The sequence below is a fragment of the Streptomyces sp. 840.1 genome, assembly GCF_003751445.1.
In the GTDB taxonomy this organism is placed as follows: domain Bacteria; phylum Actinomycetota; class Actinomycetes; order Streptomycetales; family Streptomycetaceae; genus Streptomyces.
The window spans coordinates 4,762,230-4,775,874 of the sequence record NZ_RJUU01000001.1 but is presented as its reverse complement, the minus strand read 5'-3'; the positions used below and the strand labels follow the sequence as shown (position 1 = coordinate 4,775,874).

10 protein-coding genes are annotated in these 13,645 nt (G+C 70.8%); 2 read left to right on the top strand and 8 right to left on the bottom strand.

Annotation, left to right across the window (positions count from 1 at the left end; genetic code table 11):
* Nucleotides 1–48: 48 nt before the first annotated feature.
* The 8 genes from EDD93_RS21785 to EDD93_RS21750 all read right to left on the bottom strand — a co-directional run bounded on the left by EDD93_RS21785 (nucleotide 49) and on the right by EDD93_RS21750 (nucleotide 9,949).
* Complete coding sequence (locus tag EDD93_RS21785; protein WP_123526747.1) at nucleotides 49–807, bottom strand: SDR family NAD(P)-dependent oxidoreductase; 759 nt, start codon at nucleotides 805–807, stop codon at nucleotides 49–51.
* 70 nt (nucleotides 808–877) lie between these two features.
* Nucleotides 878–2,980, bottom strand: coding sequence for an alpha-galactosidase (locus EDD93_RS21780; protein WP_123526746.1), 2,103 nt, complete (start codon nucleotides 2,978–2,980; stop codon nucleotides 878–880).
* Nucleotides 2,977–3,843: a carbohydrate ABC transporter permease gene (locus EDD93_RS21775; RefSeq protein WP_123526745.1), complete on the bottom strand. Its 867-nt coding sequence runs from the start codon at nucleotides 3,841–3,843 to the stop codon at nucleotides 2,977–2,979. Before EDD93_RS21775 ends, EDD93_RS21780 begins: the two co-directional genes overlap by 4 nt.
* Entirely contained in the window at nucleotides 3,840–4,778 is a 939-nt protein-coding gene (locus tag EDD93_RS21770) for a carbohydrate ABC transporter permease (protein ID WP_123526744.1), read from the bottom strand. Before EDD93_RS21770 ends, EDD93_RS21775 begins: the two co-directional genes overlap by 4 nt.
* Nucleotide 4,779: 1 nt before the next feature.
* Nucleotides 4,780–6,069 (bottom strand): ABC transporter substrate-binding protein, encoded by a 1,290-nt coding sequence (locus EDD93_RS21765; protein WP_123526743.1) that lies wholly within the window; start codon nucleotides 6,067–6,069, stop codon nucleotides 4,780–4,782.
* A gap of 122 nt (nucleotides 6,070–6,191) precedes the next feature.
* Nucleotides 6,192–8,294 carry a glycoside hydrolase family 27 protein gene (locus tag EDD93_RS21760; protein ID WP_123526742.1) on the bottom strand — a complete coding sequence of 701 codons (2,103 nt, stop codon included), beginning with the start codon at nucleotides 8,292–8,294 and terminating at the stop codon, nucleotides 6,192–6,194.
* A 235-nt stretch (nucleotides 8,295–8,529) separates the two neighbouring features.
* Entirely contained in the window at nucleotides 8,530–8,901 is a 372-nt protein-coding gene (locus tag EDD93_RS21755) for a hypothetical protein (protein WP_123526741.1), read from the bottom strand.
* Nucleotides 8,902–8,995: 94 nt separating this feature from the next.
* Nucleotides 8,996–9,949, bottom strand: a complete 954-nt coding sequence (locus EDD93_RS21750) for a heme o synthase (protein WP_185092401.1) — start codon at nucleotides 9,947–9,949, stop codon at nucleotides 8,996–8,998.
* A 435-nt stretch (nucleotides 9,950–10,384) separates the two neighbouring features.
* On the opposite strand from EDD93_RS21750, the gene tkt reads away from it, so the two are divergent.
* Complete coding sequence (gene tkt, locus EDD93_RS21745) at nucleotides 10,385–12,487, top strand: transketolase (protein ID WP_123526740.1); 2,103 nt, start codon at nucleotides 10,385–10,387, stop codon at nucleotides 12,485–12,487.
* Nucleotides 12,488–12,521: 34 nt separating this feature from the next.
* Nucleotides 12,522–13,640 (top strand): transaldolase, encoded by a 1,119-nt coding sequence (gene tal, locus EDD93_RS21740; protein ID WP_123526739.1) that lies wholly within the window; start codon nucleotides 12,522–12,524, stop codon nucleotides 13,638–13,640.
* Nucleotides 13,641–13,645: the final 5 nt, after the last annotated feature.

Genomic DNA, 13,645 nt, shown 5'->3' with positions numbered 1-13,645 from the left:
CTGTGTGCCTTTCTGCTGTGCTGTGCAACGGGTGGAGCCGGGTGGCGGTCAGGCCGAGGCCTTGACGACGGACCAGCCGCCGTCCACGAGCAGGCTCGATCCGGTGATGTAGGACGCTTCGTCGGCGGCGAGGAACGCGATGGCCGCGGCCGCCTCCGCGGGGGTGCCGAACCGGCCGGCGGCGGTCTCGGCGACGCTTTTGCGGCGGTCCTCCTCGCCCACCCGGTCCCAGGCCCCGGTGAGGATGGGGCCGGGCAGTACGGCGTTGACCCGCACCTCGGGCCCGTACTCCACCGCGAGCTGTCCGCACAGCGACAGCAGCGCGCCCTTGGAAGCGGCGTAGGCGGGGTGCCCGGGGATGCCCTTGTGGGCGTGGACCGAGGAGGTCAGCACGGCGGCGCCGCGCTGTGCGCGCAGGTCGGGCAGGACGGCGCGGAAGCCGAGGAAGGTGCCGGTGAGGTTGACCGCGAGCTGGCGCTCCCAGGAGGCGACGGTCATCTCGTGGGCGGGGGTGACGTCGACCGTGTAGGCGTTGCTCACCAGGACTCCGACGGGTCCGAAGGTGTGCGCGGCGTCCACGGCCCGCTGCCAGTCGTCCTCCCGGGAGACGTCCGTGCGTACGAAGCGGGCCCGGCCGCCGTCGGCGCGGATGCCTTCGGCGACGCTCTCGCCGGGGCCCTGCGCGATGTCCGCGAGGATCACCGCGGCGCCCTCCGCGGCGAGCCGTTCAGCGGTGGCCGCGCCGATGCCCGAGGCGGCTCCGGTGACCACGGCCACCTTGTCTGCGAAGCGGGGGATTGCGTTCATGCTGCGGGTCGACTCCTCGGGTTCAGCGGTGCTGTCGTGACTCTAGTGACGGTGCGTCGGGCCGGCCGGACTACTGCCGCACGAGTACGACGAGTTCCGCGTCGTACTGCGCGGTCCAGGCGAACGGCAGTCCGTAGTGCCGCAGATGGGCGCCGCTGTACACGGCTCCGGTGCGCCGGTCCGTGTAGCGGGCGGCCGGGTCCGTACCGCGCAGCCGGAGCCGGGCGGGGCGGCCCGGGACGAGCGGCGCCCCGTCGAGGCGGCCGGTGTTCCAGGCGGTGACGGCGATGCGGGCGCCGCCCTCCTCCTCGTACTGGACGCCGCAGGTGGCGTCGGCCGGGGAGCCCAGGAGCCGGATCTCGCCGTGGTGCAGGAGGTCGCGGATCTCCTTGTACCGGTTCACCCAGTCGGCGGCCTCGGCGCGCCGGGCGGCGGACCAGGTGCGGATGTCGGCGCCGATGCCCAGGACCCCGGACATCGCGAGGACGAAGCGGAAGCCGAGTGAGCGGGGGCGCGGGTCGAAGACGCCGGGCGCGTCGGTGACCCAGGAGCTCATGGTGTGCGGGGCGTGGGCGTGCAGGTAGCCGTACTGGGTGGCGAGGCGGTCCAGCGGGGCGGTGTTGTCGCTGGGCCACATCACGTCGGTGCGGGCGAGGGTGGCGTGCTCGACGCGGCCGCCGCCCCCGGCGCAGCCCTCCACGGTGACGTGCGGGTGGTGCGCGCGCAGGTGGTCCAGAACCCGCAGGTACCCGGCGACGTGGTCGGCGTCCAGGTCCTGCTCGTCGAGCGGTCCGCCGCCGGGCCGGCCGCGTTCGGTGGGCGGGCGGTTCATGTCCCACTTGAGGTAGCCGATGGCATGGTCGCCGAGCAGCCGGTCGAGGGTGGCGATGACGAAGTCCTGGACGTCCTCGCGGCCGAGGTCCAGGAGCAGCTGTTCGCGCACCAGCGTGGCGGGGCGGCCGTCGATCCGGTAGACCCATTCGGGGTGTTCGGCGTAGAGCCGGGACGCCGGGCTGATCGCCTCGGGTTCGACCCAGAGGCCGAAGTCCATGCCGGTGGAACGGACCTCGCCGATGAAGGCGTCGAAGCCGTCCGGGAAATTCGCCGGGTCGGGGTACCAGTCGCCGAGGCCGCCCGTTTCGCCGTCCCGTCCGGTGAACCAGCCGTCGTCCACGACGAAGAGTTCGGCGCCCATGTCCGCGGCGATCCGGGCCAGTTCGAGCTGGGCGGACGCCTCGACGTCGAAGCCGGTCGCCTCCCAGGAGTTGTAGAGGACCTTGCGGGTGCGGTTCATCCGCTCACCGCTGAGCCGGCGCTCGTAGCGGTGCCAGACCCGGGCCAGGCCCTCCAGGCCCTCGGGGCTGAAGGCGCAGGCCAGCCGGGGCGTGGTGAGGGTGGCGCCGGGGGCGAGCCGGACGGCGCCCTCGTGGGGCACCCGGCCGGCCGCGACACGTACCGCGCCCCCGGGTTCGGCGTCGGCGCTCAGGTGCCAGTTGCCGGACCACTCCAGGGCGACGCCGTACGTCGGGGTGTCGTGCCCGTCCGGTTCGGCGGCGTCCTGGACGGCGAGCCAGGGGGCGTAGGCGTGGCCGGCGACGCCCTGTGTGGAGGCCATCTCGTAGCGGCCCCGGGTCAGTTCGTGCTGGGTTCGGGTGAACTCCTGGCACCACTGGCCGGTGAGGGTGGTGAGCCGGGCGCCGCCGGTGACGGGGATGCTGACGGCCGCCGAGTCCAGGCGTTCCAGGCGTAGTTCGTCCTGGCCGGTGCAGCTCAGCTCGGTCCAGCGCAGGATCACGTCGGTGCCGGGCACGGTCTCGTAGCACAGGACCGCGCGCAGCCCCTGGAGCTCGTCGGTGAAAGAGAGGCGCAGGGTTTGGTCGCCGTCGGCGGTGGCGGAGTCGAAGGTCCACCAGGTGCCCCGGTCCTGTCCGGCGCGCCGGACGACGAGTTCCGCCCCGGTGAAGGGGCGCATCCCGTACGGGAGGTACTCGGCGGGAGCGGCGTCGGCGGGGGTGAGGAAGTGGGTGCGCTGCGGGCGTTCGAAGGGCGATTCGCCCGTCTCGACGCCGTGCGGGCCCCAGGCGGTGAGTTCGGCCCAGCGGCCCTCGCCGGCGATCCGTACCGCGTAGGTGGTGTTCTCGGTGCGCAGCACCCACCGGTCGTGCGGGGTCACTTCACTGCTCCCAGGTTGAGGCCGGCCACGAAGTGGCGCTGGAACTTGAGGAAGACGATGACGGTCGGGGCCGCCGCGATGACGGAGCCGGCCGCGATGACGTTCCACATGGAGACGTACTGGCCCTGGAGCCCGATGAGGGACGCGGTGATGGGCATCTGGGTGTCGGTGCGCAGCACGGTGATGGCCCACAGCAGATCGTTGAAGATCCAGGTGAAGGACAGGGCGCTGAGCGCGGCCATGGCGGGCTTGGCGAGCGGCAGGATGATCCGGGTGTAGATCTGCCAGGGTCCGGCGCCGTCGATGACCGCGGCCTGCTGGATCTCCGGCGGGATGGACCGCATGAAGCCGTGCAGGACGAAGACGTAGAAGCCGATGCCGAAGCCGACCTGGACGCCGATCAGCGCGTAGAGCGAGTCGTACAGGCCCAGCATCTCGCTGAGTTTGGAGACCGGGACCAGCAGGATCTGCGGGGGCAGCAGGTTGCCGCCGAGCATCAGCAGCAGGAGGGTGCGGCGCAGCGGTACGTCGTAGCGGCTGAGCGCGAACGCGGCCGTCGAGGCGAGGAGCAGCGAGAGCAGGACGGTCGGGATGGTGACCAGGAGGCTGTTGATCAGTGCGCGCTGCTGGCCGCCGTCGACCCAGGCCTGGCGGAATCCGTCGAGGGTGAAGGAGTGCGGCAGGCTGCCGACCCCGTGGGCGGCGACGTCGTCGAAGGACCGGACGCTGGTGACCAGGACCAGGGCGATGGGCAGCAGCCAGAGCACGGAGAGCAGTCCGGCACTGGCGTGGAAGCCTGCGGTGCCCAGCATCCGGCGCCGTCCGGTGCGGGGGCGCGGGGCGGGGGTGTGGGTGGCGGTCATGCGTCGGCCTCCCGGAAGGCGCGGACGAGGTAGGACGCGATCACGCCGAAGGCGAGTACGAAGATCACGACCGCGAGGGCGGAGCCGTAGCCCAGCCGCAGGGACTGGAAGGCGGTGGAGTACATGTAGGTGCTGAGGAGTTCGGACGAGTGGTACGGGCCACCGCGGGTGAGCGCCCACACGACGTCGAAGGAGCGCAGCGAGTCGATGACGATGACCGAGATGACGACGGCGTTGACGCTGCTGAGCTGCGGCAGGGTGATGTGGCGGAACTGCTGCCAGCGGGTGGCGCCGTCGACCTTGGCGGCCTCGTAGAGCACCGGGTCGATGCCCTTGAGCCCGGCCAGGTACAGCACCATCACGTAGCCGATCTGGCGCCACAGGGCGGGCACGATCACGGCGTACAGGGCGGTGTCCTGGTCGGCGAGCCAGGCGTGGGTGAGGCCGGAGAGGCCGACCGCTTCGAGCGTCTTGTTGATCAGCCCGTCGGGCTGGTACATCGCCTGCCAGACCAGTGCGGTGGCGACGAGCGAGAAGACCACGGGCAGGAAGAGCGCGGCGCGGTAGAAGCCGACGCCCCGGCGTTCCTGCTGGAGCAGCAGCGCCGCGCCGAGGCCGAGTGCGGCGGACAGGCCGCCGAAGAGCAGCAGCCAGATGACGGTGTCCAGGGCGGCGGTCCTGAAGACGGCGTCGCCGAACATCTCGCGGAAGTTGCCCAGTCCGATGAACTGCGGGGCGGAGACCCCGTCCCATTGGGTGAAGGCGAGGTAGAAGCCCTGGAGGGCCGGCCAGAACACCCAGAAGGCCTCGGCGAGCAGCGGCACCAGCACGAAGGCCAGGACGACGGGCGGGACCCGGGTCGCCCGCTTGCGGGCCGGGGGCCTGCCCTCGGTGCGCCTGCGGGTCTCCTTCCGGGGCGCGGTCAGTACCGCCATGTCACTGGCTCCAGATCTTCTGTGCGTCCCGCTGCCACGTGGTGAGGATCGAGCCGATCTCCTTGGGCTTGGACAGGAAGTGGGTGAGGGCGGTGTCGGCGGTGGGGGCGAGGGCGTCGCTGGAGTCGCGGTTGAAGAACTGCGTGATGTCCGCGGCGTTCTCGATGAGTTTGCGGCCCTTGACGACCAGCGGGGTCCCGCTGTCCTTGGCGTCGGGGTGGGCGGGCAGCGAGGTGCCGGAGGAGCCCTTGAGGTAGATCTCCTGGGCCTCGGCGGTGGCGAGGTAGCGGAGCATCTCCTTGGTCTCGTCCTTGCGGCCGGTCCGGGCGCTGGCGAAGTAGCCGTCGGTCGGGGCCTCTTCGGCGAGCGGGACCTTCGGGTCGATGACGGGGAACCGGAAGAAGTCGATGTCGTCGAGCTGGTCCTTGGGCGCGGCGTCCGCGAAGAAGGTGCCGATGAGCATCATTCCGGTGCGGCCCTGGAGCAGCCCGGTGGTGGCGTCCTGGAAGGGCAGCGCGGTCGAGTTGGGGTCGAAGAAGGGCAGCGCCTCGCTCCACCGGTCGAAGACCTTGCGGACCTCGGGGTCGTCGAAGCGGTGCTTTCCGGCGAGCAGGTCGCGGTGGTACTTCGCGCCGTTGATCCGGATGTTGAGGTAGTCGAACCAGGAGGAGGCGACCCAGGGGGTGCCGCCGCCGGCGCCGAGGCCGATGGGGGCGACGCCCTTGCTCTTGAGCTTGTCGCACAGGTCGAGGAACTCGTCCCAGGTCTTGGGCTCCTTGACGCCCCACTTGGCGAAGTTGGACTTCCGGTAGAAGACGCCCCACCAGTAGTAGGTGGTGGGTACGAAGACCTTCTTGCCGGCCGAGTCGGTGCAGAGCTTCTTCAGCGCGTCGGAGTAGCCGGCGAGTTCGGGCTCGGCCCAGATGTCGCTGACATCGAGCAGCAGGTTCTTCCTGGCGTACGACTCCGCCACGGATCCGGGGTACCAGGTGTAGAGGTCCGGCGGGGTGGCCGAGGTGAGGTAGGTCGGCAGCTGGGTGCGGAAGGTCTCCGAGGCGACGGTGTTCAGCGAACCCTTCGCGCCGCCGCGCTTGTTGAAGGCGTCGACGACCTCCTGCATCGCGGACTTGGCCTGCGGTGCGGAGAGGTTGGACTGGAGGGTGACCGCACCACCGGAGCTCCCCTTCCCGCCGCTGGAGGACGAGGCGACGCAGCCGCTCGTCAACGCGGTGGCGCCGACGGCCGCGGCACCGGCGAGGAAGGTACGGCGGCTCTGTGCTGAGGTGTTCATGGGACTCCCTATGCGCCCACGGAACGGGGCCCGGCCCTCTGACGGCCGGGCCCTCGTTCGGCTGATACAGAGTGACGGTGCGAGTGATCCACCGTCAAGATTAATTACTAATTTATTTTTTGTTAGGCCTGGCGGATGACCCCGGCCACCCCTCGGAAGGCCGTCAGGACTCCGCCGCCGGGCCCTGCCACGGCGGCGAGTTCGCCGTCGAAGGAGCCGCTGGGGAAGCTCTTCTCCTGGGCCCAGTCGCTCCAGGTCCCGGCCGCGAGGGTGCGCTGCCACAGGGTGTAGTCACCGGCGCGGACATAGAGCCGCACCTGTCCCCCGGTGGTGACGAGCGTGGGACTGCCGCTCACGGTGCCGCCCAGCGAGGACCAGTCCGACCAGCTGCCGGAGGCCTCACGGACCCGCAGCCGCAGCGAGTCGTCGGCCGCACGCACCACCAGCTGGGTGCGCCCTGCCGCGTCGGTGACCGCCGAGGGCCGTCCGTACAGCCCGATGCCGTCCGGCCCCTGGAGCGTGCTCCAGCCGGTCGTCGCGCCGCGCGTACGGAGGTGGCCGTCCGTGCCCCGGGCGTAGAGCGTCCAGCGACCCGACCGGTCGTACGCGGCGGCCGGAGTGGCGGCGAGATCCCCGCCGAGCTTCTGCCAGTGGCCCCAGCGGCCGCCGGTGTACGCGAGCCTGTAGGCGGCGTTGTCCGTGCCCCGGGCGAACACGTCGATCCGCCCGGGGCCGGCCGCGTAGGCGGCGGGCTCCCCCACGATCCGGCCGTGCGTCGGACCGCCGAGGCCGGTGGCCCGCCCGTTCCAGTGGCCGTCGCGCCCCTCGTGCAGCTGGAGCGAGCCGTCGGCGCCCCGGCTGAAGACGCTCAGCCGGTCCCCGTCGCGCACCAGCGCGGGGCTCGCGTCGGAGCGGGTGGGCAGCGCGGTGCCCGGCGCCTCGTCCCGGCCGCTGAGACCGAGGAAGGCGGTGCCGTGCGCCGGCACCTTCACGGTGTACGAACCGGAGTGCGTGCCAGCGCCCTTCCTGGCCCGCAGGTCCCGTACGCCGACCGGGCCCGACAGCCCGGCGTCGGCGAAGTCCACCGTGCGCTCGGCGGCCTGCCCGGAGCGGTTGAGGAGCACCACGGCCCGCTTCCCGGAGCCCTTGAGGACCTTGCTGTAGACGTCCCCGGTGGCGTCGGAGGCGACGCGCACGCCCTGGATCGCCAGGGGGTCCTGGTCGACCGCGAGGATCTCCGGGTTGCGCAGGGTGTCGAGCATCCGCTTCGGCAGGGTGCGCGGGTCCGAGCCGATGACCAGCGGTGAGCCCATCTCGGCCCACAGCACCAGCTGGCTGGTGGACTCCTCCTCGGTCAGCTCCAGCGAGCCGTCATCGAGCTTGCGCATCGGGATGAGGTAGTCGGGGTCGTTGTAGCGCCCCGGCGCCTGCGCCTCCGGGTGCCCGGCGTTGGCGTCCGCGCTGCGCAGGATGTTGGGCCACTGGCCTGCGGTGGGGGTGCCCCAGGCGATGTCGGTGCCGGTGCGCCAGGAGTCCCCGGTGGTGGGGCCGTAGACGTAGGCGTTGTGGGCGTCCTGGGCCGGGGTGTGCGGCAGCCCCCAGTCGTCGGTCAGCGGGTTGCAGAGGTTGAGCAGCATCGGCCGGCCGGACTTGGCGACGGCGTCGCTGAACTCCTTGAACGCGGGGCCCGGGTCGGTCTTCTCGGTGATCCCGCAGAGGAAGTCGACCTTGATCGCGTCGACCTTCCAGCCGGCGAACCGGTCGGCGTCCTCCTGGTAGTGGCCCCGGCTGCCGAGGCCGCAGGTCCTGCCTCCGTCATAGGTCCCCGCGTCGGTGTAGATACCGGCGCGCAGGCCGCGCTTGTGGAGGTAGTCCACCAGGGCGGGGATGCCGGAGGGGAACCGGTCCGGGTGCGCGACCAGCCGTCCCTGGGCGTCCCTCGGCGTGTCGGCCTGCCAGCCGCCGTCCAGCCAGACGATGTCGTAACCGCTGCCCTTGAGGCCGCTGCTGACCAGATGGTCGGCGACGTCCCTGACCTGGCCCTCCGTCGGGGCGCCGAGACCGTAGTAGGTGTTCCAGCCCATGTACGGGGTCGGCGCGAGGCCGCTGTCGTAGTACGGCGGAGCCGCCTCGGCGGGCCGCTGTCCGGCGTCCGCCACCGGGGCCGACACGGCCACCAGGACGGCGGCGCCCAGCACGGCTGCTCCACGCCGGGCAGGCGTCATCCTTGCACCTTGCGAAATCAACTGATTCTCCCAGGAGTTGGGGATGTCAGGCGCCCTTCCTCCGGAGATCACGGGGCGGCGCCACGCACAGGACTGTGACGGCTCACCCGACCCCCCGTCAAGATTAATTACTAATTAAGTGAAACTCGCTTCACCGGTGGGCGGACACGGAAACGGCGGAGGCCGGTCGGACAGCTGTCCGACCGGCCTCCGCCGTTCTGTCGTTCCGCAGACCTCAGGACTTGTTGGCCGGGCCGCCGATCTGCATGCCGGCCATCCGCGTCCACTCGTACGGGCCGGTGCGCACCTTGGCGGCGAACTCGCCGTCGAAGGACTCGTGCATGGTGATCCCGGACTTCTGCGCGGCGCTCTCCGCGACCGCGTACGACGGGGCGACCAGATCGCCCCAGCCGCCGTCCTCGCCGACCAGGACGATGCGGGTGCCCATCTGCCCGATGTAGGCGAGCTGCCCCTCGGCGCCGCCGTGGGCCTTCGCGAACGCGCCGATCTGCTTGGCCAGCCGCGCGGCCCTGCGCTCGGCGCGCGCCGCCTGCCTGCCGTCCGCCTGCTTGCCGTCCACCTGCTGGGTCTGCGCCGTCTCTGCCATGAACAGGATGCTACCGACGGGTAGATCAAACGGCGACGGGCGGGGCGCGTGGCGTGGGCCACGTACCCCGCCCGTCGGCGGAAGTCGAAGGGGACTACCTCAGGAAGGGGTCCACCGCCACGGCGACGAACAGCAGCGACACATAGGTGATCGACCAGTGGAACAGCCGCATCTCCTTGAGCTTCGCCCCGGCCATCCCGGCCTTGGCGCGGCTCTGCAGTCCGTGCGCCTCCCAGAGCCAGAAGCCGCCGGTGAGCACGGCCACAACGGTGTAGAACCAGCCGGTGTAGCCCAGCGGGGTCAGCAGCAGCGAGACGATGACCATGACCCAGCTGTAGAGCACGATCTGGCGGGCGACCACCCGGTTGGTGGCGACGACCGGGAGCATCGGGACACCGACCCGCGCGTAGTCGTCCTTCACCTTCATGGACAGCGGCCAGTAGTGCGGTGGCGTCCAGAAGAAGATGACGGCGAACAGGATCACCGCGGCCCAGGACATCGAGTTCGTCACGGCCGACCAGCCGATGAGGACCGGCATGCAGCCCGCGATGCCGCCCCAGACGATGTTCTGCGAGGTCCGGCGCTTCAGCAGCATCGTGTAGACGACGACGTAGAAGAGCAGGGCGCCCAGCGACAGCGCCGCCGACAGCCAGTTCACCAGCAGCCCGAACCAGACCGTCGAGATCACCGCGAGGGCGATACCGAAGGCCAGGCACTCGCGCGGGCTCACCATGCCGGTGACCAGCGGTCGCTGCGACGTACGGTCCATCAACGCGTCGATATCGCGGTCGATGTACATGTTCAGTGCATTGGCACCGCCGGCGGAAAGATAACCGCCGATGGTGGTAGTGAGCACGAGCCACAGGTCGGGTACACCCTGAGCGGCCAGGAACATCACCGGAACAGTGGTGATCAGCAACAGCTCGATGATCCGAGGCTTGGTCAGTGCCACGAATGCCTTGACACGGGCCCCGAATGGGCGATGGCCCCCTGGGCTCGGAGTCAAGGCGACCCCTGCGGGTCGGGACTCGACGGCCGTCACGCACACCCCTGACAGAGAAATCCCAGCAAGCTCCGGGTGTGAGGGCCCGGTAGAGACTTGCGCGAACCAGACCACTGTAGACGTTGGGGACATGCCGTCCTTCGCGGGGGTGGGGTCGTGTTGATGTGGCGCGCGGCGCCGTTGCGGCAGCTGCGCGCGGGGGCCCGCTCATCCGGGTGACACGCCGGGTCTCCCGGGGTCTTCCGGGAGGCGCTCAGGAGGGTCCCGGCGCGCTCTTCGGAGTGCCTCAGGAGTGGGTCCGCGCGCTCATCGGAGTGGCGCATCGGTGAGCCCGCGCGCTCATACGGGAGGCGAATCCGACGGGCCGCCCGCACCCTGGGATGAGCCGGAAATAGCGGGTGGCGACGGGGGTAGGCTCGACAACGCCCGGTGCGGTCACAGCCACCGGTTTACAACAGTGGAGAGGAGCCCTGACTCAGGGTGAGCACCAAGCCGACCACCACAGACCTCCAGTGGACCGAATTGGACCAGCGGGCCGTGGACACCGTCCGCGTACTCGCCGCGGACGCCGTACAGAAGGTCGGAAACGGCCACCCGGGTACGGCCATGAGCCTGGCTCCCGCCGCGTACACCCTCTTCCAGAAGGTGATGCGGCACGACCCCGCCGACGCGGAGTGGACCGGCCGCGACCGGTTCGTCCTCTCGGTGGGCCACAGCAGCCTGACCCTCTACATCCAGCTCTACCTGGCCGGGTACGGCCTGGAGCTGGCGGACCTCGAAGCGTTCCGGACCTGGGGCTCGAAGACCCCGGGCCACCCGGAGTACGGCCACACCACCGGCGTGGAGACGACCACCGGCCCGCTGGGCCAGGGTGTCGCCAACGCGGTGGGCATGGCCATGGCCTCCCGCTACGAGCGCGGCCTGTTCGACCCGGACGCGGCCCCCGGCACCTCGCCGTTCGACCACATGATCTGGGCCGTCGCCGGTGACGGCTGCCTCCAGGAGGGCATCTCCGCGGAGGCGTCCTCGCTGGCCGGGCACCAGAAGCTGGGCAACCTGGTCCTCCTGTGGGACGACAACCACATCTCCATCGAGGGCGACACGGAGACCGCGGTCTCCGAGGACACCCTCAAGCGCTACGAGGCATACGGCTGGCACGTCCAGCGTGTCGCGCAGCTGCCCAGCGGCGACCTGGACCCGGCGGGTCTGTACAAGGCGCTCCTGGCCGCCAAGGCCGAGACCACGCGCCCGTCGTTCATCGCGGCCCGCTCGATCATCGCCTGGCCCGCCCCGAACGCCCAGAACACCGAGGCCGCGCACGGCTCGGCGCTCGGCGCCGACGAGGTCGCCGCGACCAAGCGGGTCCTCGGCTTCGACCCGGAGAAGTCCTTCCAGGTCGCCGACGAGGTCATCGCGCACACGCGTGAGGCGCTGGACCGCGGCCGCGAGACCAGGGCCGAGTGGGAGAAGACCTACGCCGCGTGGCGCACCGCCAGCCCGGAGCGCGCCGCCGAGTTCGACCGCATCCGTGCGGGCGAGCTGCCCAAGGGCTGGGAGGACAAGCTCCCCGTCTTCGAGACCGGCAAGGGCGTCGCCACCCGCGCGGCCTCCGGCAAGGTGCTCCAGGCCCTCGGTGAGATCGTGCCCGAGCTGTGGGGCGGCTCCGCCGACCTCGCGGGCTCGAACAACACCACGATCGACAAGACGTCGTCGTTCCTCCCGGCGGGCAACCCGCTGCCGGGCGCCGACCCGTACGGCCGCACGGTCCACTTCGGCATCCGCGAGCACGCCATGGCCGCGGCCATGAACGGCATCGCGCTGCACGGCAACACCCGCATCTACGGCGGCACCTTCCTGGTGTTCTCCGACTACATGCGCAACGCCGTACGGCTGTCCGCGCTGATGCACGCGCCGGTGACCTACGTGTGGACGCACGACTCGATCGGCCTCGGCGAGGACGGCCCGACCCACCAGCCGGTGGAGCACCTGGCCTCCCTGCGCGCGATCCCGGGTCTGAACGTCGTCCGCCCGGCGGACGCCAACGAGACCTCCATCGCCTGGCGCGAGGTCCTGCGCCGCTACACCAAGGTGTTCGGCAAGGGCGCCCCGCACGGCCTGGCGCTGACCCGCCAGGGCGTGCCGACGTACGAGGCGAACGAGAACGCGGCCAAGGGCGGCTACGTCCTGTTCGAGGCCGAGACGCCCGACGGGCACAGCGCGGCGCCCGAGGTCATCCTCATCGGCACCGGTTCCGAGGTCCAGCTCGCCGTCGGCGCACGCGAGGAGCTGCAGGCGGCCGGCGTGCCGACCCGGGTGGTCTCGATGCCGTGTGTCGAGTGGTTCGAGGAGCAGGACCAGGCGTACAAGGACAGCGTGCTGACGCCGTCGGTGAAGGCACGCGTGGCCGTCGAGGCGGGCATCGCGCTGACCTGGTACCGGTACGTCGGGGACGCGGGCCGGATCGTCTCCCTGGAGCACTTCGGTGCCTCGGCCGACGCGAAGGTCCTGTTCCGCGAGTTCGGCTTCACCGCCGAGCACGTCGCCGCCGCCGCCCGGGAATCTCTCGCGGCCGCTGCGCGCTGACGCCGTTATACGACTAGTAGGAGATGCAATTCTCATGACAGACGCACTCAAGCGCCTCTCCGACGAGGGCGTGGCGATCTGGCTCGACGACCTGTCCCGCAAGCGGATCACCTCCGGCAACCTGGCCGAGCTGATCGACCAGAGCCACGTCGTGGGTGTCACGACCAACCCGTCGATCTTCCAGAAGGCGATCTCCTCGGGCGACGGTTACGAGCAGCAGCTCACCGACCTCGCGGCCCGCAAGGTGACCGTCGAGGAAGCCATCCGCATGATCACGACGGCCGACGTCCGCGACGCCGCCGACATCCTGCGCCCGGTCTTCGACGCGACGGACGGCCAGGACGGCCGGGTCTCCATCGAGGTCGACCCGCGCCTGGCGCACAACACCCTGGCCACGGTCGCCGAGGCCAAGCAGCTCGCGTGGCTGGTGGACCGGCCCAACACGCTCATCAAGATCCCGGCGACCAAGGCCGGCCTGCCGGCGATCACCGAGACGATCGGCCGGGGCATCAGCGTCAACGTCACGCTGATCTTCTCGCTGGAGCGCTACCGCGAGGTCATGGACGCCTACCTGGCGGGCCTGGAGAAGGCGAAGGCCGCGGGCCTGGACCTCTCCAAGATCCACTCGGTGGCCTCCTTCTTCGTGTCCCGCGTGGACACCGAGATCGACAAGCGGCTCGACGCGATCGGCAGCGACGCGGCCAAGGCCGCCAAGGGCAAGTCCGCCCTGGCCAACGCGCGCCTGGCCTACGAGGCGTACCAGGCGGTCTTCGCCGGTGAGCGCTGGGCCGCCCTGGACAAGGCGCACGCCAACAAGCAGCGCCCGCTGTGGGCCTCCACCGGCGTCAAGGACCCGTCCCTCAAGGACACCCTGTACGTCGACGACCTCGTCGCACCGAACACGGTCAACACCATGCCGGAGGCGACTCTGGACGCGGTGGCCGACCACGGCGACATCACCGGCGACACCGTCACCGGTGGCTACGACCAGGGCCGTGCCGACCTCGAAGCGATCAAGAAGCTCGGGGTCAGCTACGACGACGTCGTCCAGCTCCTCGAGGACGAGGGCGTCGAGAAGTTCGAGACGGCCTGGACCGACCTGCTCAACTCGACAGAGGCGGAACTCAAGCGCCTCGCCCCTTCGGAGGGCTGACCACC